Origin of the sequence: Klebsiella sp. CN_Kp097 (genome assembly GCF_040064495.1) — a bacterium.
Classification (GTDB): domain Bacteria; phylum Pseudomonadota; class Gammaproteobacteria; order Enterobacterales; family Enterobacteriaceae; genus Klebsiella; species Klebsiella aerogenes.
The window spans coordinates 426,590-449,399 of the sequence record NZ_JBEAIL010000001.1; the positions used below are offsets into that span (position 1 = coordinate 426,590).

A 22,810-nucleotide genomic window follows, 5' to 3' on the forward strand; every position below is an offset into this window, starting at 1 on the left:
AATTCAGGATTTTGCCTTATTCCGTTAACAGTCTATTAAGATTACATTTGTTACTTTACTTCGTTTTTAAAATTGCAATCGGTAATAGAGAAGTGTTTAAACTACGTCAATTTACATTATTTATGCTTGCGCTGTCCGGCCTGCTGCTGTCGTCCGGCTATGCTAACGCCTCGTTCTCGTCAACGCTCCGCGATGGCTACAACACGCTGACGGACAATGTCGCGCAAACCTGGAACGAGCCTGAGCACTACGATCTCTACATCCCGGCGATCACCTGGCACGCGCGCTTTGCCTATGACAAAGAGAAAACCGATAAGTATAACGAACGCCCATGGGGCGCGGGATTTGGCATGTCGCGTTGGGACGATAAAGGTAACTGGCACGGCCTTTATCTGATGGCGTTTAAAGATTCCTTTAATAAGTGGGAGCCGATTGGCGGCTATGGCTGGGAAAAAACCTGGCGCCCGCTGGCCGACGACAACTTCCATCTTGGCCTTGGTTACACCCTTGGCGTAACGGCGCGCGACAACTGGAACTATATCCCGATCCCGGTGGTGCTGCCGCTGGCATCGATTGGCTACGGCCCGGCGACGTTCCAGATGACCTACATCCCCGGCACTTATAACAACGGCAACGTTTATTTTGCCTGGGCACGCATTCAGTTTTAATCGTTATAACGTAGTGACAAAAGTGATAAGTTCTTTGTCTTGTTGAAAAACAATGACTAACGTAACTGTCGGCTATAAAGATAGAGACTTTTATCACTTTTTAAGAAAGTTACGCTGGACAAAAGGCATCACAATTGATGTACTGGTATCCGACACAGCATTAGTGTCGTTTTTTAATTTAAAGGTAATTTTGATGTCTAAGATTAAAGGTAACGTTAAGTGGTTTAATGAGTCCAAAGGATTCGGTTTCATTACTCCGGAAGATGGCAGCAAAGATGTATTCGTACACTTCTCTGCAATCCAGTCCAACGGTTTCAAAACTCTGGCTGAAGGTCAGCGCGTAGAGTTCGAAATCACTAACGGTGCCAAAGGCCCTTCTGCTGCAAACGTAATGGCTATCTAACCAACGCGTCAGTAGAATATAAAAACCCGCTTATAGCGGGTTTTTTTTTGCCTGTCGTTAGCGGGCGGCTGACTGTGAGAACAGCCAGAATGCCGTCGCGGTCATGGCGAAAGAACCCAGTAGATTGACCAGCACGTTTAACAATGCCCAACTGAAACGCCCCTGCTGGAGCAGGAAGACCACTTCTGCTGAAAAGGTGGAGAAAGTCGTCAGGCCGCCGCAGAAACCGGTAGTGATAAGCAGTTTCCACATCGGATCGACATTCGTCAGGCGATTGAACCACGCCAGCCCGGCGCCGATAATAAATGCGCCCAGCAGGTTAGCGATTAGCGTGCCAATGGGAATCGCATGATGCATGGGGTTAAATTTCATGCCCAGCCACCAGCGCAACACGCTGCCGGTTCCGCCGCCAACAAAAACGGCTAAAAGGAGTTGTAACACGGTCATTTCCTGCTATTTGGTTAGGTATAAGGCCGAGTGTAGCGCGCCAAAGGCGTTTTTGGCTATGGATTCGAAGTGGGAGAAAGAGATGCGGGTAGCAGCAGGGCAATTTGCCGTCACGGCGCAGTGGCAAACTAATGCGCAGATCTGCGTTGAACTGATGCGTCAGGCGGCAGAATGCGGGGTATCGTTACTGGTCTTACCCGAGGCGTTGCTGGCGCGGGCCGATAACGATCCTGATATGTCGGTAAAATCAGCGCAGGCGCTGGACGGCGGCTTCATGCAGCAACTGCTGGCCGAAAGCCGGAGTAATGACTTAACCACGATATTAACGCTGCACGTGCCCTCTGGCGAAGGGCGCGCGAGCAATACCCTGGTCGCAATACGACAGGGGATGATTAGCGCACAATACCAGAAACTCCATTTGTACGATGCGTTTAATATGCAGGAGTCGCGGCTGGTGGATGCCGGCGAACAAATTCCGCCGTTAATTGATGTAAATGGGATGCGAATCGGCTTAATGACCTGCTACGATTTACGCTTTCCCGAATTAGCGCTATCGTTAGCGTTAAAGGGGGCCGATGTGTTGGTGCTTCCTACCGCGTGGGTTCGCGGGCCATTGAAAGAACATCACTGGGCAACGCTGCTGGCGGCAAGAGCGCTGGATACCACCTGCTACATTATTGCGGCAGGCGAATGTGGAACGCGTAATATCGGTCAGAGCCGGATTATCGATCCGCTCGGTACCACCATTGCTGGCGCTGCTGCCCAGCCGCAGCTGATTTTTGCTGAGATATCCGCAGATTATATTCGTCAGGTGCGTGAGAGTTTGCCGGTGCTGCGTAATCGCAGATTTGCGCCACCGCAATTATTGTGACGTTTTTTTAAACAAGGCTTGATTCACCTTGTTACAGATTGCTATTGTGTCGGCGCGTCAAATAGCCGTTAATTGTATGCGTATATGTGTATGATGGCGTATTCGCAGCTTGAGCTTGTATAGAGAAGAAGGTTAGCTATGGGTGAGATTAGTATTACCAAACTGCTGGTAGTCGCAGCGCTGATTATTTTAGTGTTTGGTACCAAAAAATTACGCACGCTGGGTGGAGACCTGGGTTCGGCTATCAAAGGCTTCAAGAAAGCCATGAATGATGACGATGATAGTGCCAAAAAGACCAGCGCTGAGGAAGACGCGCCGGCACAGAAGCTCTCTCATAAAGAGTAATTAATCACGGGCTCCCGACGAACGGGGGCGCGTCGCGGCCGGGTGTGAAGCTCAGGCGGCAAAGAGGCGGCAGCGTATTCGTTGTCGCCTTTTTTATGGTTAGCGTTTTGGATATGAAAAAAGATGCAACCAGGTATGACAATGGAAAGGGGGATTAGCCGGTAAATCAGGCCGCCGCGAACGACGGCCAGAGAAAGACAGGAGTTATTTTACTTCCATACCTTTTGCCTGCAGATCGGCATGATAGGAAGAGCGGACGAACGGGCCGCAGGCAGCATGGGTAAAGCCCATCGCCATGGCTTCAGCTTTCATCTCTTCAAACTCTTCCGGGCTAACATAACGCTGTACCGGAAGGTGGTGACGACTTGGCTGCAGATACTGACCCAGCGTCAGCATGGTGACGCCATGACGGCGCAGATCGCGCATCACTTCGATGATCTCTTCATTGGTTTCGCCAAGACCGACCATCAGACCCGATTTGGTCGGGATTTCCGGATGCGCTTCTTTAAAGCGCTCCAGCAGCTTCAGCGACCAGTTGTAATCTGCGCCCGGACGCACCTGGCGATACAGACGCGGTACGTTTTCCAGGTTGTGGTTAAACACATCCGGCGGCGTCACTTTCAGGATATCCAGCGCGCGATCCATACGGCCACGGAAATCCGGCACCAGCGTTTCAATCTTGATATTTGGGCTCTTCTCGCGGATAGCGCTGATACAGTCAGCGAAGTGTTGCGCGCCGCCATCACGAAGATCGTCGCGGTCAACGGAAGTCACCACCACGTAGCGCAGACCCATATCGGCGATGGTTTGCGCCAGTTTTTGCGGCTCATTGGCATCAGGCGTCACCGGACGACCGTGGGCAACGTCGCAGAACGGACAACGGCGAGTACAGATAGCGCCGAGGATCATAAAGGTCGCGGTACCGTGGTTGAAGCACTCGGCAAGGTTCGGGCAAGAGGCTTCTTCGCACACGGAGTGCAGGCCATTCTTACGCATCGCTGCCTTGATCCCCTGAATACGGGACGAGTCAGCCGGAAGTTTGATTTTCATCCATTCCGGTTTTCTGAGCAGAGCTTCACGCTCAGTTGCCACGTTTTTCACCGGGATAAGGGCCATTTTATCGGCGTCGCGGTACTTAACACCGCGTTCCATCACAATGGGTTTACTCATAGCGTGCGTGTTCCAGTTGCGAGTCACGAAGGAAAGCGAATTAATTCAATCAAATGTTGTATTTATCAACTATTTTTGAACTAAGGACAGGCAGTATATCATTGATACGGGGTTGAAAGCAGCCTGGTTACCCGGCAAATTGTAAAATAGTTGTTGTTTTATCCTTTTCCCTCGCGTGCGGTTAGCAGGCATAAGTTTGCACAATGGTGTCGATAATCGCTTTCAGTAACGGCTCCTGTGCGCTTTGCCGGTTGTAATGGAGCGAAATATCAATACGCTGGTCCTGCAGAGGTGGAAAAGAAATCGCTTGTAAAGGCCAGATTTTCGCCACCAGCGCGAACATACTCTCCGGCGTCAGCCCCAGCAAATCGCTATTATTCATCATTGCCGCCTGGGTCAACAGGTTATAGCTGCTAAAGCCGCAGCGGCGTTCGCCGACGTACTCTTCTAGCTGGCGATGCAGGGTAGGGTAGCGCTGCCCTTCCGGTAGCAATAGCGCGAACTCATACTGCTGCAGATTTTCCTTCGTCAGGGGAAGGTGCAAAATGGGGTGATTTTCGCGGCAAAAGATGACAACCGGTTCGGAGAACAGCACCTGGTGTGCAATAGCCAGCCCGCTATGGGGATAGCTGTCGATCAGTAAGTCAACCTGCCGCTGATTAAGCTGGCTGGCGGCATCGGTAATCGCCATATTGTGCAGTAATACCTGAGGAAAGCGCGATTTCAACGCATTGGCGATTTTCGGTATCACCAGAGCGCCGACGGTCGGCGCGGTGGCAATAGTGAGCACACGCTGCTGATGTGAGCCGCTGCCCAAATCCAGCGCATTGAGAAAGGCTTCCATCCCCTGGCTGATATATTGATGCAGGTGGGTCGCATAAGCTGTGGGCGTGACTCCCTGACCTTTACGAATAAAGAGCGGGTCGGGGAATAGAGCCCGTAGTTTATTGATGGACTGGCTAATCGCCGAAGGTGTGATATTTAATACCTTCGCCGCGTTGACGATGCCTTTGTGCACGTACACGGCTTCGAAGATAGTTAACAGGTTAAGATCGATATTACGCAGAATACGAAAGATCTGCCGATCTTCTGGCTGTTCGTTGCTTTCCAATGGAGGATGATTGTCGGCCACTCGCGGATCCGGTCGTTGGGTCATAGCCTCATTATAGCGGGCGATTATGTGGCGTAGAGTGACAATTGATTGCAAATTTGAAGTATTAATAATGAGTTGCGCTCTGAAGGTTCAGAGCGCGGTGCGCATCAAGCGGCGACATATTCATGCGGCGGGTTATTCAGCAGCGCCAGCAGGTTGGCGACCAGCCGCGGCGCGACGTTTTCCGTAGTGGCCTGCGGCTGCCAGTGGCGCATTTGCGTCATCTCCATGCCGGCATAGCCGCACGGATTAATACGCAGGAATGGCGTCAAATCCATTGCCACATTCAGCGCCAGTCCGTGGAACGAGCAGCCCTTGCGAATACGCAGCCCCAGTGAACAGATTTTCTGTTCACCAACGTAAACCCCCGGCGCATCGGCGCGTGGGTGGGATTCAATCTGATACTCTGCGAGAGTATTGACCACGGTCTGCTCCAGTAGCGTCACTAATTCACGTACGCCGAGTTTACGCCGTTTAAGATTCAGCAATACATACATCACCTGTTGGCCTGGCCCGTGATAGGTCACCTGACCGCCGCGATCGCTCTGAATAACCGGGATATCGCCTGGCACCAGCACGTGTTCGGCTTTACCGGCCTGACCCTGAGTAAAGACCGGGTGATGTTCTACCAGCCAGATTTCATCCAGCGTCGTGTCGTCACGACTGTCGGTAAATTCATGCATTGCCTGCGAGATGGGTTCGTAAGGTTGCAGGCCGAGTTGTCGAATAAGAATGGTATTGTGCTGCAAAACAACGTCTCCGCCGAGAGGGATGACTTAAGTGGGGGAGAGTATATCACAGCGAAAGAAAGAGGATTACCCGGCGCTTGAGGCCGGGTAAGGCGAGGGATTACAGCACCATCCGCACGATTTCGATATTGCCCAGCTCTTCGTACAGGGCTTCGACCTGCTCAATGTGGGTAGCGTTAATGGTGATGGAGACCGAGTGGTAGTTACCTTTGCTGCTCGGTTTTACTGACGGAGAGTAATCACCAGGCGCATGGCGCTGTACCACTTCCACCACCTGATCAACCAGCTCAGGCAACGCCTGCCCCATTACTTTGTAAGTAAATGGAGTAGGGAATTCAAGCAGTTCGTTAAGTTTGGTTTTCATGTCAGCTCCGGTGTGACGACTAAAATAATAACTCCCACGTGATGTGGGAGTTATCAGGTTTCTTTGATGAATAGTATATGGGGATAGAAATCACACTTTCAAGTGTTCAATTTTTAACCAAACCAGTGATGGAACATTAACTTAATGTAATCAATGATTTTGCCGAAGAAATTACCTTCCGGAATTTCCTGCAGCACCACTAACGGACGCTGATCGATAGTTTTGCCATCTAACTGGAAGTTGATGGTACCGACTACCTGGTTTTTCTGCAGCGGCGCGTGCAGCTCGGTGTTATTCAACACATAGCTGGCTTTCAGATCTTTCATGCGCCCGCGTGGGATAGTCAGATAGACATCCTTATCTACGCCCAGAGAGGCGCGATCGCTATCGCCGAACCAGGCCGGTTCAGAGGCGAACTCTTTACCTGCTTTAATGGGGTTTACGGTTTCGAAGAAGCGGAAGCCCCAGGTCAGCAGTTTCTTGCTCTCGGATTCACGACCCTTATAGGTACGTCCACCCATAACCGCGGAGATCAGGCGCATCTGGCCTTCGGTAGCAGAAGCGACCAGGTTGTAACCTGCTTTATCGGTATGGCCGGTTTTAATACCGTCGACGTTGAGGCTGTTATCCCACAGCAGGCCGTTACGGTTCAGCTGGCGAATACCGTTAAAGGTGAACTCTTTCTCACGGTAGATGGAGTACTCATTCGGTACGTCGCGGATCAGCGCCTGGCCGATCAGAGCCATGTCACGCGCGGAGCTGTACTGACCGTCGGCATCCAGGCCGTGAACGGTCTGGAAATGGGTGTTTTTCAGGCCCAACGCGTTAACGTAATTGTTCATCAGGCTGACAAATGCGTCCTGGCTGCCGGCGACGTAGTCGGCCATCGCCACGCAGGCATCGTTACCGGATTGCAGGTTGATGCCGCGGATCAGCTGAGAAACCGGCACCTGCATGCCCGGTTTCAGGAACATCAGGGAAGAACCTTTAAACACCGGATTACCGGTTGCCCACGCGTCGTTACCCACGGTGACCAGATCGGATTCTTTGAATTTCCCCGCCTTCATGGCCTGGCCAATGACGTAGCTGGTCATCATTTTGGTCAGGCTCGCCGGATCGCGACGGGCGTCGGCGTTGTTTTCCGCCAGTACTTTACCTGAGTTGTAATCGATAAGAACCCAGGATTCAGCATCGATCTGCGGAGCGCCTGGGATCATGGTTTTCATATTCAGGTCATCGGCGCGGGCAGCGGTAGACAGTGCCGCAACGGAGAGGGCCGTAACGAGTAAACGAGCGGTGAAAGAGGTCTTCATGGTTAGAACAACGGCATCCGTGATGAAATTAAAAAAAGTGCCTTACTATAACAAATGCATTTCGCAGCGGCACCCGACATTACATATGACTTTGTTAATGATTTTTACATATGCAGTAGCACGGGATGCCGCGGCGTTGCGTTTAGTTGGCGCGAGTAATAAATGATTGCAGCTGCGCTTCGTTTTGCAGGCGCTGTTGTACCGTCGACGCTTGCGACTTACTGGCAAATGGCCCCAGTTGGATCCGCCATACGGCGCCGTTTTGCATCACACGTCCGGGAACGGCGAACTGCTGGCTCAGGCGCTGCTGATATTGCTGGGCGCGAGCCTGGTCGCTAACGGCGCCCACCTGCACGACGAACTCGCCACTGGTGCTGGCGGCTGGTGCGGCAACAGTCGCGGCTGCTGCTGCGGTCGCGGCAGGCGCAACGCTTCCCTGAATCGAGCCCGGCGCGGTGACCGGTGCGCTGGGTGTTGCCGGCGTCGCGGCGACGGCGGCAGGCGCAGCAGCAGGTTCGCTACCTTCCAGCACGCCATTATTCAGCGGCGTCGGCGCGCCAAGGAATCCACTGCCGTTAACCGGCGCGCCCACGTTATCTTCAGGCTTAAGCGTTGAGTTGCTGATGGCGTGAACGTTTGACTGATCGGCCGGGGCGATGGCGGCAGAACCATCGCCATCAAGGTTGGGACGTGAAGGCAGGGCATAGGTCTGTTTGGCGACGGTGGTGCATGCCATACCAGGGCCGGACAAGGCGCCGTCCTGAGAGACGATGATAGGATCGATACGAACTTTAGTATTGTTCGAGGTATTCAGGCGGTCGGCGGAGGCGCGGGACAGGGAAATGACCCGGTCATTGCCGTACGGGCCGCGATCGTTAATGCGCACCACGATCATTCGGCCATTAGCCAGGTTCGTGATACGCGCATAGCTTGGGATGGGCAAGGTCGGATGCGCGGCGGTAAGCTGTGTTGGATCGAACGCTTCGCCAGAGGCGGTCAGGTTGCTGTTCGGCTCGGCGTCATAAATTGCCGCCAGACCGGTCTGGGTGAAGTTGGCCGGATCCTGGACGATTTTGTAGCTTTTGCCATCGCGTTCATAATCCTGATTGGCCGTGGCGTTCAGCGTTTCGAAACGCGGGTCGGCGCCGCTAATTTCTACCGTCGGACCATTACAGACAGCCGGCTGCGGGACGCTAACCGTCTTCTGCTGAACATCTTCACCCGAACATGCCGCCAGCAGCCCCGCTGCTATGCAGATCCCCAGCCATTGCTTACGCATTGCGAACCCCTTAAACGCTTTTCGACAACATTTTTCTGTGGGTATGGATCGACATTACGATACCAAACCCGGCCATCAATACGATTAGGGCTGAGCCCCCGTAGCTGACCAGCGGCAAAGGTACCCCCACCACCGGCAAAATACCACTTACCATACCAATATTTACGAAGACATAAACGAATAAAATCAACATTAAACCGCCTGCCATGACGCGGCCAAAGGTGGTTTGCGCCTGGGCGGCGATCCACAGTCCGCGCATGATAAGCAAAATGTACAATGCCAGCAGGATCAACACCCCGATAAGACCCAGCTCTTCCGCCAGCACGGCGAAGATAAAGTCAGTATGGCGCTCAGGCAGGAATTCGAGCTGCGACTGAGTACCATGCAACCAGCCTTTACCGCGTAAGCCGCCGGAACCAATAGCGATTTTCGACTGAATAATATGATAGCCCGCGCCCAGCGGATCGGTCTCTGGATCGAGGAGCATCATGACGCGTTGACGCTGGTAATCGTGCATCAGGAAGAACCATAAAATCGGAATAAAGGCGGCGACCAGCACTACCGCGATACCGATTAAACGCCAACTGAGGCCGGAGAGGAACAGGACAAACAGGCCGGAGAGGGCGATCAAAATCGAGGTGCCGAGGTCTGGCTGCGCCGCAACCAGCAGGGTCGGCAGGAAGATCAGGACCAGTGCGATGGCGGTATTCTTCAATGACGGCGGACAGACATCGCGGTTAATAAACCGCGCCACCATCAGCGGTACCGCTATTTTGGCAATCTCCGAGGGCTGAAAGCGTACAATACCGAGATCCAACCAGCGCTGTGCGCCTTTGGATATTGCGCCGAAGGCGTCTACGGCAACCAGCAAAATAATACAGAAAATATAGAGGTAGGGCGCCCAGCCCTCATATACCCGCGGCGGGATCTGCGCCATCACGATCATTATCACCACGCCCATGGCGATTTGGCCGATTTTACGCTCCATCATGCCCACGTCCTGGCCGCTGGCGCTCCAGATAACCAGCGCGCTGTAGGTGAGCAGCGCCAGCAGGATGAGCAGCATCGTGGGGTCCAGATGGATTTTATCCCATAGTGATTTTTTGTTCGGATTATCGGTCATTATTGATCCTCCCCCGCCGTCACCGCCGGGCTTTCACTCGGCAGATTGGTGTTGTTATCACCCAGCATGATGTGATCGAGGATCTGGCGCATAATGGTACCGACCGCCGGGCCGGCGCCGCCATTCTCCAGGATCATCGCCACCGCGACCTGGGGGTTGTTGTAAGGCGCAAACGCCGTCATAAGTTTGTGGTCACGCAGACGTTCGGAAATTCGGTGCGCGTTATAGGTTTCGTTGGCTTTCAGGCCGAATACCTGCGCGGTACCGGACTTCGCCGCAATCTTATACGGCGCGCTGGCAAAGTATTTGTGCGCGGTACCATTGCCGCGGTTGGCAACGCCATACATCCCATCTTTAGCGATTTCCCAATAGCCGGAATGAATATCGCCGACCGGCGGTTCATGCGGCTGAACCCACGGTACCTGTTTCCCGTCTTCGAGGGTGCTTTGCAGAAGGTGAGGCACTTTAACCACGCCGTCGTTTATCAGGATCATCAGCGCTTTGTTCATCTGAATCGGCGTGGCGGTCCAGTAGCCCTGGCCGATACCGACCGGGATGGTATCCCCCTGATACCAGGGTTTCTTAAAGCGCTTAAGCTTCCATTCGCGAGTTGGCATGTTGCCGGAGCGTTCTTCCGCCAGGTCAACGCCAGTGTAATCGCCGTAGCCGAATTTACTCATCCATTCGGAAAGGCGATCGATGCCCATATCATAGGCAACCTGATAGAAATAGGTATCCGCGGACTCTTCCAGCGCCTTGGTGACGTTCAGATGACCATGACCCCACTTTTTCCAGTCGCGATAGCGTTTTTCCGAGCCAGGCAACTGCCACCAGCCGGGGTCGAACAGACTGGTGTTGCGGGTAATGACGCCGGCGCTCAAGGCTGAGACCGCGACGTAGGGTTTTACCGTCGAGGCGGGTGGATAGACCCCCTGCGTCGCGCGGTTGACCAGCGGGGTATTTGGATCGTTGAGTAGTCCGGAATAATCTTTACTGGAGATACCATCGACAAACAGGTTGGGATCGTAGCTCGGGGTTGAAACCAGCGCCAGAATCGCGCCGCTGCGCGGGTCGGTGACCACCACCGCCGCGCGGCTGCCCGCCAGCAGCGTTTCGATATACTGCTGCAGCTTCAAATCAAGGGTTAGGTAGATATCGCGCCCGGCCTGCGGCGGCACTTCTTTTAGCTGACGAATAACGCGGCCGCGGTTGTTGACTTCAACCTCTTCGTAGCCGGTTTGTCCGTGTAGCACGTCTTCATAATAGCGCTCGATTCCCAGCTTACCGATGTCGTGGGTCGACGCGTAGTTAGCCAGTTTGCCCTCTTTATCCAGGCGATCGACGTCTTTATCGTTAATTTTAGAGACGTAGCCGATAACGTGGGTCAGGGCGGAGTTATACGGATAGTAGCGGCGCTTGTAGCCTTTGACTTCAACGCCGGGAAAGCGGTACTGGTTTACGGCGAAACGCGCCACCTGGACTTCATTAAGATTGACCTTCACCGGAATCGAGGTGAAACGGTGAGAGCGCGCGCGCTCTTTTTTAAAGCCGGCGATGTCGTCGTCGGTCAGGTCGACGACGTCGCGCAGCGCATCCAGCGTCTGCTGCACGTTATCGACTTTTTCCGGCATCATCTCCAACTGATAGATGGTGCGGTTCAGCGCCAGCGGCGTGCCGTTACGATCGTAAATAATGCCGCGGCTGGGCGGAATAGGGACCAGCTTAATGCGGTTTTCGTTGGAACGCGTTTGGTAGTCGTTGAAACGGACAATCTGTACGTTGTAGAGGTTGGCAATCAGCACGCCGGTAAGCAACAAAATGCCCGTAAAAGCGACCAGCGCGCGGCGTACAAACAGCGAGGATTCAGCCGTATAGTCGCGGAAAGAATTCTGTAATTTCATTCGCTGCTTAGTCTACCCAGGTCATCATTACTCACGGTGGTAAGGGTGGTTAGTCGTTATGCTCCACGCACGATACAGGCTCTCAGCCACCAGCACGCGTACCAGCGGATGGGGCAACGTGAGCGTGGAAAGCGACCAACTCTGTTCCGCTGCAGCTTTGCAGGCCGGAGAGAGACCTTCCGGGCCGCCAATGAGTAAACTGACGTCCCGGCCATCCTGCTTCCAGCGTTCCAGTTCTCGCGCCAGCTGTGGCGTATCCCAGGGTTTGCCGGGGATGTCCAGGGTCACGATACGGTTCTTGCCTGCCGCTGCCAGCATCATTTCGCCCTCTTTTTCGAGGATACGTTTGATATCGGCATTCTTTCCGCGCTTACCGGCAGGGATCTCTACCAGTTCGAACGGCATATCTTTTGGAAAACGGCGCAGATATTCGCTAAAGCCGGTCTGAACCCAGTCCGGCATTTTGGTGCCAACGGCCACCAATTGTAGCTTCACGCATTAACTCCAGAGTTTTTCCAGCTCGTACAGACGACGGCTCTCTTCCTGCATGACGTGAACCATCACGTCGCCCAGATCGACTACGATCCAGTCGGCGGCGGCTTCACCTTCAACGCCCAGCGGCAGCATACCGGCGGCGCGGGATTCCTGCACCACATGGTCGGCGATGGACATTACGTGGCGCGTGGAGGTGCCGGTGCAAATAATCATGCAATCGGTGATGCTGGATTTGCCATGTACATCAATGGCGACGATGTCCTGACCTTTCAGGTCATCAATTTTGTCGATAACAAAATCCTGGAGTGCTTTACCCTGCAAGTGTTCCCCCTGGGTGCGTGAAGAGTGATAACAATAACGAGCCTGACAGTATACCCGAAGTCATGGCAATGTCGGGAGAAAAGTCAGCTTTCAGCCCTTGAAAGCGGGCTATCATCCCATCCCTTGCCGACGAATGCATCGCCATTTTTGTAAAACAATTTCTGCAAGATGCGTATAGCGGGTGTAGCCTGGCTGCGGAGAATAGCAGCCTGCTCGGGGCTGTCAATGGGCGGCCATGAATTCTTATTCCGCGCGCCACTGCGCCTGGCTATTTAATACCCGCAGGGTAGCGAAATCGTCACGCTGTTCGATAAGGCTCCAGCAACCGTGGGCGAGGGGAAAATGCCACATTGCTGCCGCCGGCATCTGCAATAAGAGTGCGATTAACAGGCTTAAAGCGCCCTGATGGCCGACGATCAGCAGGTTAGCCCGCTGTTGATATTGCCCGAGGCTGGCGGCAAAGTCCGCGATACGCTGGGCAAAGGCCTGGAAGCTTTCGCCATTGGTCGGCGTGGCGTGTTGCCAGTCTTTGCACCAGGCAGCGTAGTTCCGCGGGTCTTCTTTTTGCAGATCGCGATGGTGGCGCATTTCCCAATCGCCAAAGAACATCTCATTCAATGAAGGAATAATTAGCCGGGGGACAGGCCGGCCAGCGAGCAACAGGTCGGCGGTGTGCTGGGTTCTCGCCAGCTCGCTGCACAATACCTGGTCGAAAGGCGCCGCTTGCAGATAGTCACCCAGCGAGCGCGCCTGCTGGATACCGCGTTCGGTAAGGGGGGTGGGGGCATGTCCGCTATACAGTCCGTCGACGTTAGCCTGCGTTTCGCCGTGGCGAACCAGCCATAATTTCATGATGCACTCCGTGGAAATCGCGTAGCGTAACGATATCCTCGCAGCCGGTTCTCAGCAATAGAGCTTCTGCTGGTGAATATAGTCCAGTACGGCGGTCGGCAGCATATCGGCGCAGGAGACACCTTGCTGTAGACGCTGACGAATCAGCGTGGCGGAAATATCGAACCACGGGGTTTCCGCCAGATAGATAACCCCGGCGGGACGGGTATGTAACAACTCGACGTCGTGGGTGAGATGTTTATCGAGCCATTGCTGATCTTCTTCGCGCTTCATCGCCAGCGGATATCCCGGACGGCGGCAGACGATCAGATGCGCGTTATCGAGGATCGTGGCGTAGTTATGCCAGGTGGGGAAGGTCAGCAGCGAGTCCTGGCCGATGATAAACGCCAGGGGCTGTTCCGGGCCTTGTTCTTGCCGCCACTCCTGTAGCGTTTGCGCAGTCCAGGACGGCGTATCGCGTTGTAGCTCTCGTTCGTCGAGAACGAATAGGGGTTTATCGGCAATTGCCAGCTCCAGCATATGCACCCGCTGGGCGCTGGTGGCTTCCGGCTGCGGGCGATGCGGCGGCACGTTATTGGGCACGATAATGACCCGGCTAAGACCAATTTGGTTTGCCAGAATCTCTACCGGCTTAAGGTGACCATAATGCACCGGATCGAAGGTGCCGCCGTACATTGCCTGCAACTGAGTCATATCAACCATCAATAAAAACGTCCGCCAGCGCTTTATGGCAGAGCAGTAACGAAAGGCTTTCCAGCTCGGGCCATATTGACTGGCCGTAGTCCTGTTTGAAGGTGAGCTCGGCGCGGGTTAATAACGTAACGGCCTGGCGTAACTGTTCGGCGCTGAGGCGCGTGAGCGCGTCGCCGACCAGCTGACGTCGATTCTGCCAGACCCGGTGTTTATCAAACAGCGTGCGCAGCGGCGTATGTGCCGACTGGCGCTTCAGAGTGACCAGCAGCAGCAGTTCGCGCTGCAACGTGCGCAGCAAAATAGCGGGTTCGCAACCTTCAAGGCGCAGTTGTTGCAGGACGTGCAGTACGCGTTTGCTTTTGCCGGCCAGCAGGGCATCGACCCAGTGATACGGCGTAAAGTGGGCGGCGTCATTCACTGCCTGTTCAACGCGCGGCAGCGTCAGTTTACCGTCAGGCCACAGCAAAGAGAGGCGCTCCAGCGCCTGCGCCAGCGCCAGCAGGTTGCCTTCATAGCAGTAGCACAGCAGTTGGCTGGCGGCCTCATCTAACTGCAACTGATTCTGTTTAGCGCGGGCGGCCAGCCAGCGAGGCAACTGCGCGTATTCCGGCGTCTGGCAGCTCACCTGCACGGCGCGGCTGGCAAGCGCTGTTATCCACGCCGCGTTTTCCTGCGCCTTGGTAAGCTTGTTGCCGCGGACAATCAGCAGCAGATCTTCATGCAGCATACCGACCAGCGTGGACAGCTGTTCGTTGATCGCCGCATTCGGGCCGTTTTCCGGCAGGATAAGCAGAAGCGTCTGGCGGCTGGAAAAGAGGCTCAGCGCCTGACTTAAGGAAAAAAGGGCGGGCCAGTCGGTGCTGGCATCGATGGTCGCGGTGTGATGTTCGGTAAAGCCCTGGGCGGCCGCGGCTTCGCGGATCGCATCCTGGCTTTCCTGTAACAGCAATGGGTCGCTACCAAGCAATAAATACGCCGCGCGCAGCCCTTCAGTGAGCTGCGCGCGGAGTTGTTCCGGGTACAACCGAATCATCAGTTACCCAGCGTAGTGGAGACGCGGTTGCCAGAGGTTGAGGTGGCCGGGGTACCAGACACCGGCTGCTCAGCCTCTTTAGTGGCTTCGACATCCGCGACATGCACGCTCGGCAATTTACGGATCAACTGTTCCGCAGCCTTATCGTACATTTCACGAACAATCATGTCCTGCTCGGCATCTTTCGCCAGCGCCGCCTGCGGGTTATCGAAGAACGAGCGATAAACCTTGGTATTGATTGGGTAAATGTCATGGCCCGGAATCAATACGGTGGCGTTAACGGTCAGCACCATTTGGTATTCAGCAGTACGACCATCCTGGAAAATGGATGCCGTATCTTTCTGAATGGATGAGTTACCCAGACGCAGGGACGGAATATCCTTACGCAGCGTATCGGCTTCGATCAGCTCTACGCCATTCAGACGTAGCTGGTTACGTACCGCACGGCTTAATGGACCATTCGGATCGCCTGACTGGAAAATCATAGTTTTCATTGTGGTTGGAACCTGCGTATTACTACGTAGATGCCAGCCGCAACCGGCGGTGATTAACACCGCCAGAGATAACAGCATTGTTGCCAGATATCGCACGCTTCCTCCCGCGCTTAGCCAACGACCAGATTGAGCAGTTTGCCCGGAACGTAAATCACTTTACGTACGGTCACGCCTTCAAGGTATTTTGCGACCAGATGTTCCTGGCCTGCACGTTCACGAACCTGCTCTTCGGTTGCGTCTACCGCAACGGTAATTTTACCACGAACTTTACCGTTTACCTGGACGACGACCAGAGTCGTGTTTTCAACCATTGCACTTTCGTCTGCTACCGGCCACGGCGCGTTGTCGATATCGCCTTCGCCGCCCAGTTCTTGCCACAGGGTGAAGCAGGCATGCGGGGTGAACGGGTTGAGCATACGCACCACGGCCAGCAGCGCTTCACGCATCAGCGCGCGATCTTGTTCGCTTTCCTGCGGCGCTTTCGCCAGTTTGTTCATCAGCTCCATTACCGCGGCAATGGCGGTATTGAAGGTCTGACGACGGCCGATATCATCGGTCACTTTGGCAATCGTTTTATGCACGTCGCGACGCAGCGCTTGCTGATCTTCGCTGAGGCTTGCCACATCCAGGGCGACAGCCGGGCCCTGAGAGGTATGCTCGTAAACCAGTTTCCAGACGCGTTTCAGGAAGCGGTTTGCCCCTTCTACGCCAGATTCCTGCCACTCAAGGGTCATTTCTGCTGGGGAGGCGAACATCATGAACAGACGTACGGTATCCGCGCCGTAGCGCTCAACCATAACCTGCGGGTCGATACCGTTGTTCTTCGACTTGGACATTTTGCTCATGCCGGTATACACCAGCTCGCGGCCCTGTGGGTCGAAGGCTTTAACGATACGGCCTTTTTCATCACGCTCAACGGTGGCGTCAATCGGTGATACCCAGTTACGCTCGCCGTTTTCGCCGACGTAGTAGAACGCATCGGCCAGTACCATACCCTGGCACAGCAGCTGTTTAGCTGGCTCATCGGAATTCACCATACCGGCATCGCGCATCAGCTTGTGGAAGAAGCGGAAATAGAGCAGGTGCATGATGGCGTGTTCGATGCCGCCGATGTAGATATCCACCGGCAGCCAGTAGTTCGCGGCATTCGGGTCCAGCATACCTTTATCGTACTGCGGGCAGGTGTAGCGCGCGTAGTACCAGGAGGACTCCATAAAGGTGTCGAATGTGTCGGTTTCACGCAGCGCCGGCATGCCGTTAACGGTGGTTTTCGCCCACTCAGGATCGGCTTTGATCGGGCTGGTGATGCCGTCCATGACGACGTCTTCCGGCAGGATAACCGGCAGTTGGTCTTCCGGCGTCGGCATCACGGTACCGTCTTCCAGGGTCACCATCGGAATTGGCGCGCCCCAGTAACGCTGGCGGGAAACACCCCAATCGCGCAGGCGGTAGTTAACTTTGCGCTCGCCAACGCCCATCGCGGCCAGTTTATCGGCAATGGCGTTGAAGCCTGCTTCGTAATCCAGGCCGCTAAATTCGCCGGAGTTGAACAGCACGCCTTTCTCGGTCAGGGCCTGCTCGGAGAGATCCGGCTCGGAACCGTCAGCGGCGAGAATAACTGGCTTGATGTTCAGGCCGTATTTGCTGGCAAACTCGTAGTCGCGCTGGTCGTGACCTGGAACGGCCATCACCGCGCCGGTGCCGTACTCCATCAGTACGAAGTTAGCCGCCCATACCGGGATGGCTTCGCCGGTCAGCGGGTGAATAGCTTTAAAGCCGGTGTCGACGCCTTTTTTCTCCATCGTCGCCATATCGGCTTCGGCAACTTTGGTATTACGGCATTCGTCGATAAAGGCGGCCAGCGCCGGATTGTTAGCCGCAGCCTGTTGCGCCAGCGGGTGACCCGCTGCGACGGCAAGGTAGGTGCAGCCCATGAAGGTATCCGGGCGGGTGGTGTAGACGGTCAGCTTATCGGCGTAGTCGTTGACGTCAAAGGAGATTTCTACCCCTTCAGAGCGGCCGATCCAGTTGCGCTGCATGGTCTTAACGGTGTCAGGCCAGTGATCCAGGTTGTCCAGATCGTTGAGCAGTTCGTCGGCGTAGGCGGTGATTTTAATAAACCACTGCGGGATCTCTTTGCGCTCAACTTTGGTGTCGCAGCGCCAGCAGCAGCCGTCGATAACCTGTTCGTTAGCCAGCACGGTCTGATCGTTCGGACACCAGTTCACCGCTGAGGTTTTTTTGTACACCAGGCCTTTTTTATACAGCTCGGTGAAGAATTTTTGCTCCCAGCGGTAGTATTCCGGGGTGCAGGTCGCAATTTCACGGCTCCAGTCATAGCCGAAGCCCAGCTTTTTCAGCTGGTTTTTCATGTATGCGATGTTGTCATAGGTCCACGGGGCCGGGGCGGTATTGTTTTTCACCGCCGCGCCTTCCGCAGGCAGACCAAACGCATCCCAACCGATCGGCTGCAGGACGTTTTTGCCCAGCATGCGCTGATAGCGCGCGATGACGTCGCCGATGGTGTAGTTACGCACGTGACCCATGTGTAGTCGACCAGAAGGATAAGGAAGCATCGACAGGCAGTAATACTTCTCTTTGCTCTCGTCTTCAGTTACTTCAAATGTACGATTTTCGTCCCAGTGAAGCTGGACTTTCGATTCTATCTCTTCCGGGCGGTATTGCTCTTGCATGGCAGCCAGTGGTCCTGTTTTCAATACAGCTACAAAATGTAGCCAATGGATGTGTTATTTCAGATCGGCATAGCATAGCCCAAACGTCCACGTCAAAACAGCCTTTCGCACATTAACATCGGCAAAAGCGACGCAGAATTTTTCGCGACTCTGTGGCGCGGATGGCAAAGCAAACCGCCGATAACGTCTATTATTAGAAGCAGTTAATCACACCGGAGGCGAAATGATGAACAAGGTTGCTCAATATTACCGGGAACTGGTCTCCTCGCTCAGTGAACGGCTGCGCAATGGAGAGCGTGACATTGACGCGCTGGTGAAGCAGGCGAGGGAGAAAATCACCCAGGCAGGCGATTTGACGCAGAGCGAGATTGAATCGCTAATCGCGGCGGTAAAGCGCGATCTGGAAGAATTTGCCCGCAGCTATGAAGAGAGTCAGGAAGACGACAGCGACAGCGTATTTATGCGGGTGATCAAAGAGAGTCTGTGGCAGGAGCTTGCCGATATCACCGATAAAACCCAGCTTGAGTGGCGCGAAGTATTTCAGGATCTGAACCACCACGGGGTCTATCACAGCGGTGAAGTGGTAGGTCTTGGCAACCTGGTATGCGAGAAGTGCCACTATCACCTGGCGGTGTATACCCCGGACGTATTGCCGCGGTGCCCAAAGTGCGGGCACGATCAGTTCCAGCGTCGGCCATTTGAGCCGTAAACGCTAAAAGCAGCGATGCGCATTGCGCTGCGCATCGCTGAGTCATTACAGAACGGTATTGATTTCCGCAATCTTAAAGTATTGATAACCGCCCATCTCGCTGGCGTATTTATATGAGGAGTTGAGGACCATCTTGTTGGCGCTGATGGTGCCGACATCACAGGTATTAAATTTCAACCAACCGCAGCCGCGACCACTGTTAACAACCTTTTTCGCGGTCATGGTTAAGGTGCCGTTCGCCTGAATTAATGAGTAGTTATAGATATTGCCTTTCAACTGGGTGTCCAGCAGCAGATCGCCGGTGCTGTAAATCGTCCCTTCATTAGTAACATCATAATAAGTTGTCAGAGAGACATTGGCCGCGGTGATAGTACCTGTGTTACTAATCGTGCCATGATCGGTAGTAATATCAGCGGCTTTCATATAACCGTTGTTATTCAGCCAGTAGCTATGCGCGGTAATGGCGTTGGTGGCCTCCATGCGGCCACTGGTGCTTTGCGCCAGCGTGCCGTTGGTTTGTAGATTGATGTTTTCGCCAGTGATATTACCCAGATTGTAGATTTCCCCGACATTTACGGTGCCATCCTGCTTAAGAGACTGAATGGTGGTGTTGCCGGTTGAATTAATGTTCCCGGTATTTTTAAAACTCTCGCCAACAAAAGTAAGGGTGGTGTTTTTAGCACTGATTTTCCCTTCATTCAGAAAATCGCCTATTGCCGTGGCGGAAATCTGGTTATTCGACAGCAGGGAGGCCTTAGCCTCATTACGGATTTTTCCACCGCTGGCCAGGCTTAACCCACTGGTTCCGGTCATCGTTCCAGAGTCGCCGTTAGTGATGTTGCCGTTAGCGGTGGCAATTAGCTGACCGCCAGTGATAGAACCGACGTTAACGATATAATCCCCACTGGAGAGCATTAAATAATTGGCTCCGCCGATACTGCCTTCATTGGTGATACCTGTGACCGTAGAAACCTGGCTTAGCAGACCGTTTCCTTTTATCGTCCCTTTATTTATCAGGTTTCCGTAGCTGGTGAGTTGCAGTGAGCTGTTTGAGATAATAGAGCCATTATTACGTACGCCAAAACCAATGTTATTGCCAATCATGCTAATGCTGTTGGCAGTAATGCCGCCAAGACTACTGACGTCGATGCTGTATTGCGGGTTAATCGTCATTTCGATCAGGGTCGCTTTTTTACCCGCTGAGGTCACCGCGCCAGAACTGTTATCCATGGTGAAATTACCTGCACTAACAAGGGCGTTCTTGGCCTGCACTTTACCATTAATTTTAATCGCGTCGGCGAGTAGAGCAGCATAGCTGTTAGCGGCGTTCATGCCATTTTCATCGATGGTGATTTTGCCATTGGTGATGGTATAGCTGCCGATAGCGCCTTCATCGGTCAAATTCACCTGACCTGTCGTTAATATTGCCTTGTTGGTATTAACGAAACTACAGCCGGAGCAGGTAATACCGTTAGGGTTAGCGATTACCACGTCAGCTTTCAGCCCGGCGACTTCAATGAAGCCATTTAATGAACTGGCTTTATTGGAGGTGACTTCATTCAGGATCACCGATGCGCCGCCATTAGTCAGATTGTTGTTTTTAGCAATATTGCCAAAAGTCGCATGATTAATATCGCTGTCGCTGTTATTGAGTATTAAACCTTTGCTGCCAACGTTAAATTCACGGTACAGGTTGTGCGAAACGCCTGCAGCATTCGGCGCTTCAATATCAACCACCGTTGCGCCTGATAGATGGGTGTAAGTCGACGGATCGGCGTACACCACCGTCGAGCTTAACGCTGCTGCTAAAGCAACATAGGTTAATTTAAACTTAAACATGAATTTATTCCTTTAAATATAGTGAAAAATAGGTTGTGTTAATACTTCCACTTCAATGAGAAACCCATATTGAATGAGTCACTACTAAAGTTATCTGGTTTACTTAGCGGTGTGCCGATGAAAAAATCATATTGTGTTGAGAATATATCACCGCGCAATCCGCTAACGGCACCTGAAATAACTTTTCCTTGCCGATATTGTTCACTGCCGATAATACGACCAATATCTAATCCTAAATAGAATTGCTGTTCCGGGCCGGCAATATCCCAGATGAAATCATTGCTCCAGTACCATCCCTGATTGCCAGAGAGAGTATATTCGCCATCAAATCCGCGAACCGTCCAGCGGTTGCCAATATTAAATTGGTTATCCGAAGAGAGAATGTCCGGGCTATATTGCGCATTAAAATGCGGTGCATAGCTAAATCTATCTCCGGTTAAATCGAATTTCATTAAGGCCTGCAAATCGGCATGTACTACGCGTGAGCGCTTACTGAACTGGCCTGCTTTTTCTTCCGGTGTGGCGACGGAGTTTAGCCATGGGAGGCGGCGCTGTAACCCCAGGCTGGCGGCGACGACTTTTTTATCGAAATAGCGTTGCTGTCGTAGCGTCAGCTCCCATGTCGGGTTCTGTTTGCGCATCACCCTAAGTTCTTCACCGCCAAAATAGTAGTGTGATGTACTTTTTGAGATACGGAAATCCAGCGACGTTTTTTGCTGACGGGTGTGAGACAGCAGTCGTGACAGCGTCGCGCTATAGTAGCGATTTTTACTTTTATAATCCGTTTGCGACCAGTTGCCCTTGAACAACTGGCGATATTGGCTCTGTGAACCGTAAAGACCTAACGCCCAGTAACCGAAGGGAATCGAGTAATACAGACTGCCATTCTGGTTACCATCATTATGTTGATTAAACTCGATATCTCCTCCCCCTGAGACATAGAAAATGTCGTTGAGTGTGGTGATATCATAAAGATAGAGCGCACCTCCGGCCTGATAGCGACCGCTGGCGCGGCTGCCAGCGTCATCCATCCAGGCTCCCACCTGCCATTTTTTATCCAGCCGACGCGTTAGCTGCAGATTGCTTTCTGCCTCCCGTTGTCCCGGTAATATTTGCATATTCGCCGAACTTCCTGGCAGGCGGCGCAGGTTTTCCATTCCCTGTTCGAGATCGGTGAGACGCAGGATATCTCCCGTGCGGGTGGGGATATTGTTCCAGATGCTGGTGGTTTGCTCGCTTGTCGTTGACCAGAAAATATCACCGATTTTGCCATAAGCGAGTTCGAGCCTTAATGTGCCCGCCGTCAATGACTGTTCCGGGATGGTTAGTAATGAAGTGATGTAACCACGGGCGATTAACTCATTTTGTAATGCCATGGTGAGGTGCTGAATACCGTTAATCCCCAGACAACGATGCAGAGCCTGAGCTGTAAGGTTATCAAGAAGCTGATGCGTGAGCTTCGGCTCGGCAGAATCGATATGAATATTATTGATGAATCTGCAGTTTTCTTCCTTTGGAAATGTGAGCGTTTGTCGGTCGGTATTAATTAATGAAGCCTGGGCGGCCTGCTGCTGTGGTGTCAGCGCCGCCTGACGGGCTTTATCCTGCTCGTTTTGGTTAGTCGTGGTGGAGACTATCGTACTGGCGAAAACCTGCTGCTGACAGAAAAATAGAATCAGCAGGGTGTAAATCAGATTTTTTTTATTAAACATGAAGCAAGTTCCATTTGTTTCATTTAATTTGCATGCTGTATTGTTAAGCTTGCTTAATATGTGACCTTATTCAGGCCATAGGGCCATCTATAAAAATATTATTTTTATTATCAGAAAGTAATGTGTTGGGTAATATTCCCAGGGCTTGTTCTTAAGGGGGGTATGTTAGCGGTGGCAGTAACG

General features: G+C 53.2%; 23 protein-coding genes. 5 read left to right on the forward strand and 18 right to left on the reverse strand.

Annotated elements, in window-relative coordinates; all coding sequences use genetic code 11:
• Positions 1-92: 92 nt before the first annotated feature.
• Entirely contained in the window at positions 93-668 is a 576-nt protein-coding gene (pagP, locus tag ABLV07_RS01995) for a lipid IV(A) palmitoyltransferase PagP (RefSeq protein WP_162184122.1), read from the forward strand.
• A gap of 193 nt (positions 669-861) precedes the next feature.
• Positions 862-1,071 carry a transcription antiterminator/RNA stability regulator CspE gene (cspE, locus tag ABLV07_RS02000; RefSeq protein ID WP_012542460.1) on the forward strand — a complete coding sequence of 70 codons (210 nt, stop codon included), beginning with the start codon at positions 862-864 and terminating at the stop codon, positions 1,069-1,071.
• Between the two features lie 57 nt (positions 1,072-1,128).
• Here the strand turns inward: cspE and crcB are convergent, their stop codons facing one another.
• Positions 1,129-1,512 (reverse strand): fluoride efflux transporter CrcB, encoded by a 384-nt coding sequence (crcB, locus tag ABLV07_RS02005; RefSeq protein ID WP_015704730.1) that lies wholly within the window; start codon positions 1,510-1,512, stop codon positions 1,129-1,131.
• Positions 1,513-1,600: 88 nt separating this feature from the next.
• Here crcB and ABLV07_RS02010 point away from each other — a divergent pair, with 88 nt between their 5' ends.
• Both ABLV07_RS02010 and tatE read left to right on the forward strand, forming a co-directional pair.
• Positions 1,601-2,389, forward strand: a complete 789-nt coding sequence (locus ABLV07_RS02010) for a deaminated glutathione amidase (RefSeq protein ID WP_015704731.1) — start codon at positions 1,601-1,603, stop codon at positions 2,387-2,389.
• Between the two features lie 138 nt (positions 2,390-2,527).
• Positions 2,528-2,734 carry a twin-arginine translocase subunit TatE gene (gene tatE, locus ABLV07_RS02015; protein WP_004859519.1) on the forward strand — a complete coding sequence of 69 codons (207 nt, stop codon included), beginning with the start codon at positions 2,528-2,530 and terminating at the stop codon, positions 2,732-2,734.
• 204 nt (positions 2,735-2,938) lie between these two features.
• Here the strand turns inward: tatE and lipA are convergent, their stop codons facing one another.
• From lipA to leuS, 15 genes are all read right to left on the reverse strand, one after another.
• Complete coding sequence (gene lipA, locus ABLV07_RS02020; protein ID WP_015367739.1) at positions 2,939-3,904, reverse strand: lipoyl synthase; 966 nt, start codon at positions 3,902-3,904, stop codon at positions 2,939-2,941.
• Between the two features lie 181 nt (positions 3,905-4,085).
• On the reverse strand, positions 4,086-5,036 hold the full coding sequence (locus ABLV07_RS02025; RefSeq protein ID WP_015367738.1) for a YbeF family transcriptional regulator: 951 nt from the start codon (positions 5,034-5,036) through the stop codon (positions 4,086-4,088).
• 128 nt (positions 5,037-5,164) lie between these two features.
• The gene (gene lipB, locus ABLV07_RS02030) at positions 5,165-5,806 is read right to left on the reverse strand and encodes a lipoyl(octanoyl) transferase LipB (RefSeq protein WP_015367737.1); all 642 of its coding nucleotides are present in this window, start codon (positions 5,804-5,806) and stop codon (positions 5,165-5,167) included.
• 100 nt (positions 5,807-5,906) lie between these two features.
• Complete coding sequence (ybeD, locus tag ABLV07_RS02035; protein ID WP_015367736.1) at positions 5,907-6,170, reverse strand: DUF493 family protein YbeD; 264 nt, start codon at positions 6,168-6,170, stop codon at positions 5,907-5,909.
• A 113-nt stretch (positions 6,171-6,283) separates the two neighbouring features.
• Positions 6,284-7,483 carry a D-alanyl-D-alanine carboxypeptidase DacA gene (dacA, locus tag ABLV07_RS02040; protein WP_015367735.1) on the reverse strand — a complete coding sequence of 400 codons (1,200 nt, stop codon included), beginning with the start codon at positions 7,481-7,483 and terminating at the stop codon, positions 6,284-6,286.
• Between the two features lie 142 nt (positions 7,484-7,625).
• Positions 7,626-8,762: an endolytic peptidoglycan transglycosylase RlpA gene (rlpA, locus tag ABLV07_RS02045; RefSeq protein WP_045361993.1), complete on the reverse strand. Its 1,137-nt coding sequence runs from the start codon at positions 8,760-8,762 to the stop codon at positions 7,626-7,628.
• A gap of 10 nt (positions 8,763-8,772) precedes the next feature.
• Positions 8,773-9,885 (reverse strand): peptidoglycan glycosyltransferase MrdB, encoded by a 1,113-nt coding sequence (gene mrdB / locus ABLV07_RS02050; protein WP_008805635.1) that lies wholly within the window; start codon positions 9,883-9,885, stop codon positions 8,773-8,775.
• Positions 9,885-11,786, reverse strand: coding sequence for a peptidoglycan DD-transpeptidase MrdA (gene mrdA, locus ABLV07_RS02055; RefSeq protein WP_015367733.1), 1,902 nt, complete (start codon positions 11,784-11,786; stop codon positions 9,885-9,887). Before mrdA ends, mrdB begins: the two co-directional genes overlap by 1 nt.
• Before the next feature lie 27 nt (positions 11,787-11,813).
• On the reverse strand, positions 11,814-12,281 hold the full coding sequence (rlmH, locus tag ABLV07_RS02060; RefSeq protein WP_015367732.1) for a 23S rRNA (pseudouridine(1915)-N(3))-methyltransferase RlmH: 468 nt from the start codon (positions 12,279-12,281) through the stop codon (positions 11,814-11,816).
• 3 nt (positions 12,282-12,284) lie between these two features.
• Complete coding sequence (rsfS, locus tag ABLV07_RS02065) at positions 12,285-12,602, reverse strand: ribosome silencing factor (protein WP_002894623.1); 318 nt, start codon at positions 12,600-12,602, stop codon at positions 12,285-12,287.
• 243 nt (positions 12,603-12,845) lie between these two features.
• Complete coding sequence (locus ABLV07_RS02070) at positions 12,846-13,454, reverse strand: adenosylcobalamin/alpha-ribazole phosphatase (RefSeq protein WP_042893300.1); 609 nt, start codon at positions 13,452-13,454, stop codon at positions 12,846-12,848.
• A gap of 51 nt (positions 13,455-13,505) precedes the next feature.
• Complete coding sequence (gene nadD / locus ABLV07_RS02075) at positions 13,506-14,156, reverse strand: nicotinate-nucleotide adenylyltransferase (protein WP_042893298.1); 651 nt, start codon at positions 14,154-14,156, stop codon at positions 13,506-13,508.
• Positions 14,149-15,180 carry a DNA polymerase III subunit delta gene (gene holA, locus ABLV07_RS02080; RefSeq protein WP_020079360.1) on the reverse strand — a complete coding sequence of 344 codons (1,032 nt, stop codon included), beginning with the start codon at positions 15,178-15,180 and terminating at the stop codon, positions 14,149-14,151. Before holA ends, nadD begins: the two co-directional genes overlap by 8 nt.
• Positions 15,180-15,770 carry an LPS assembly lipoprotein LptE gene (gene lptE, locus ABLV07_RS02085; protein ID WP_015704738.1) on the reverse strand — a complete coding sequence of 197 codons (591 nt, stop codon included), beginning with the start codon at positions 15,768-15,770 and terminating at the stop codon, positions 15,180-15,182. Before lptE ends, holA begins: the two co-directional genes overlap by 1 nt.
• Positions 15,771-15,784: 14 nt before the next feature.
• Positions 15,785-18,367 carry a leucine--tRNA ligase gene (gene leuS / locus ABLV07_RS02090; RefSeq protein ID WP_015367727.1) on the reverse strand — a complete coding sequence of 861 codons (2,583 nt, stop codon included), beginning with the start codon at positions 18,365-18,367 and terminating at the stop codon, positions 15,785-15,787.
• A gap of 226 nt (positions 18,368-18,593) precedes the next feature.
• Here leuS and ABLV07_RS02095 point away from each other — a divergent pair, with 226 nt between their 5' ends.
• A complete protein-coding gene (locus ABLV07_RS02095; protein WP_045381625.1) occupies positions 18,594-19,076 on the forward strand; it encodes a zinc ribbon-containing protein in 483 nt (160 codons plus the stop codon).
• A 45-nt stretch (positions 19,077-19,121) separates the two neighbouring features.
• Here ABLV07_RS02095 and ABLV07_RS02100 read toward each other — a convergent pair whose 3' ends face one another.
• The gene (locus ABLV07_RS02100) at positions 19,122-20,915 is read right to left on the reverse strand and encodes a filamentous hemagglutinin N-terminal domain-containing protein (protein WP_046884133.1); all 1,794 of its coding nucleotides are present in this window, start codon (positions 20,913-20,915) and stop codon (positions 19,122-19,124) included.
• A gap of 38 nt (positions 20,916-20,953) precedes the next feature.
• Positions 20,954-22,627: a ShlB/FhaC/HecB family hemolysin secretion/activation protein gene (locus tag ABLV07_RS02105; RefSeq protein ID WP_052951186.1), complete on the reverse strand. Its 1,674-nt coding sequence runs from the start codon at positions 22,625-22,627 to the stop codon at positions 20,954-20,956.
• Positions 22,628-22,810 lie beyond the last annotated feature (183 nt).

Excerpts from the sequence above, each read along its gene's own strand:
- tatE (WP_004859519.1), top strand. The coding sequence starts at position 2,528 with ATGGGTGAGATTAGTATTACCAAACTGCTGGTAGTCGCAGCGCTGATT.
- dacA (WP_015367735.1), bottom strand. The coding sequence starts at position 7,483 with ATGAAGACCTCTTTCACCGCTCGTTTACTCGTTACGGCCCTCTCCGTT.
- ABLV07_RS02070 (WP_042893300.1), bottom strand. The coding sequence starts at position 13,454 with ATGAAATTATGGCTGGTTCGCCACGGCGAAACGCAGGCTAACGTCGAC.
- mrdA (WP_015367733.1), bottom strand. The coding sequence starts at position 11,786 with ATGAAATTACAGAATTCTTTCCGCGACTATACGGCTGAATCCTCGCTG.
- cspE (WP_012542460.1), top strand. The coding sequence starts at position 862 with ATGTCTAAGATTAAAGGTAACGTTAAGTGGTTTAATGAGTCCAAAGGA.
- leuS (WP_015367727.1), bottom strand. The coding sequence starts at position 18,367 with ATGCAAGAGCAATACCGCCCGGAAGAGATAGAATCGAAAGTCCAGCTT.
- mrdB (WP_008805635.1), bottom strand. The coding sequence starts at position 9,885 with ATGACCGATAATCCGAACAAAAAATCACTATGGGATAAAATCCATCTG.
- rlpA (WP_045361993.1), bottom strand. The coding sequence starts at position 8,762 with ATGCGTAAGCAATGGCTGGGGATCTGCATAGCAGCGGGGCTGCTGGCG.
- holA (WP_020079360.1), bottom strand. The coding sequence starts at position 15,180 with ATGATTCGGTTGTACCCGGAACAACTCCGCGCGCAGCTCACTGAAGGG.
- nadD (WP_042893298.1), bottom strand. The coding sequence starts at position 14,156 with ATGGTTGATATGACTCAGTTGCAGGCAATGTACGGCGGCACCTTCGAT.
- ABLV07_RS02100 (WP_046884133.1), bottom strand. The coding sequence starts at position 20,915 with ATGTTTAAGTTTAAATTAACCTATGTTGCTTTAGCAGCAGCGTTAAGC.
- ybeD (WP_015367736.1), bottom strand. The coding sequence starts at position 6,170 with ATGAAAACCAAACTTAACGAACTGCTTGAATTCCCTACTCCATTTACT.
- ABLV07_RS02095 (WP_045381625.1), top strand. The coding sequence starts at position 18,594 with ATGAACAAGGTTGCTCAATATTACCGGGAACTGGTCTCCTCGCTCAGT.
- lipA (WP_015367739.1), bottom strand. The coding sequence starts at position 3,904 with ATGAGTAAACCCATTGTGATGGAACGCGGTGTTAAGTACCGCGACGCC.
- ABLV07_RS02105 (WP_052951186.1), bottom strand. The coding sequence starts at position 22,627 with ATGTTTAATAAAAAAAATCTGATTTACACCCTGCTGATTCTATTTTTC.
- ABLV07_RS02010 (WP_015704731.1), top strand. The coding sequence starts at position 1,601 with ATGCGGGTAGCAGCAGGGCAATTTGCCGTCACGGCGCAGTGGCAAACT.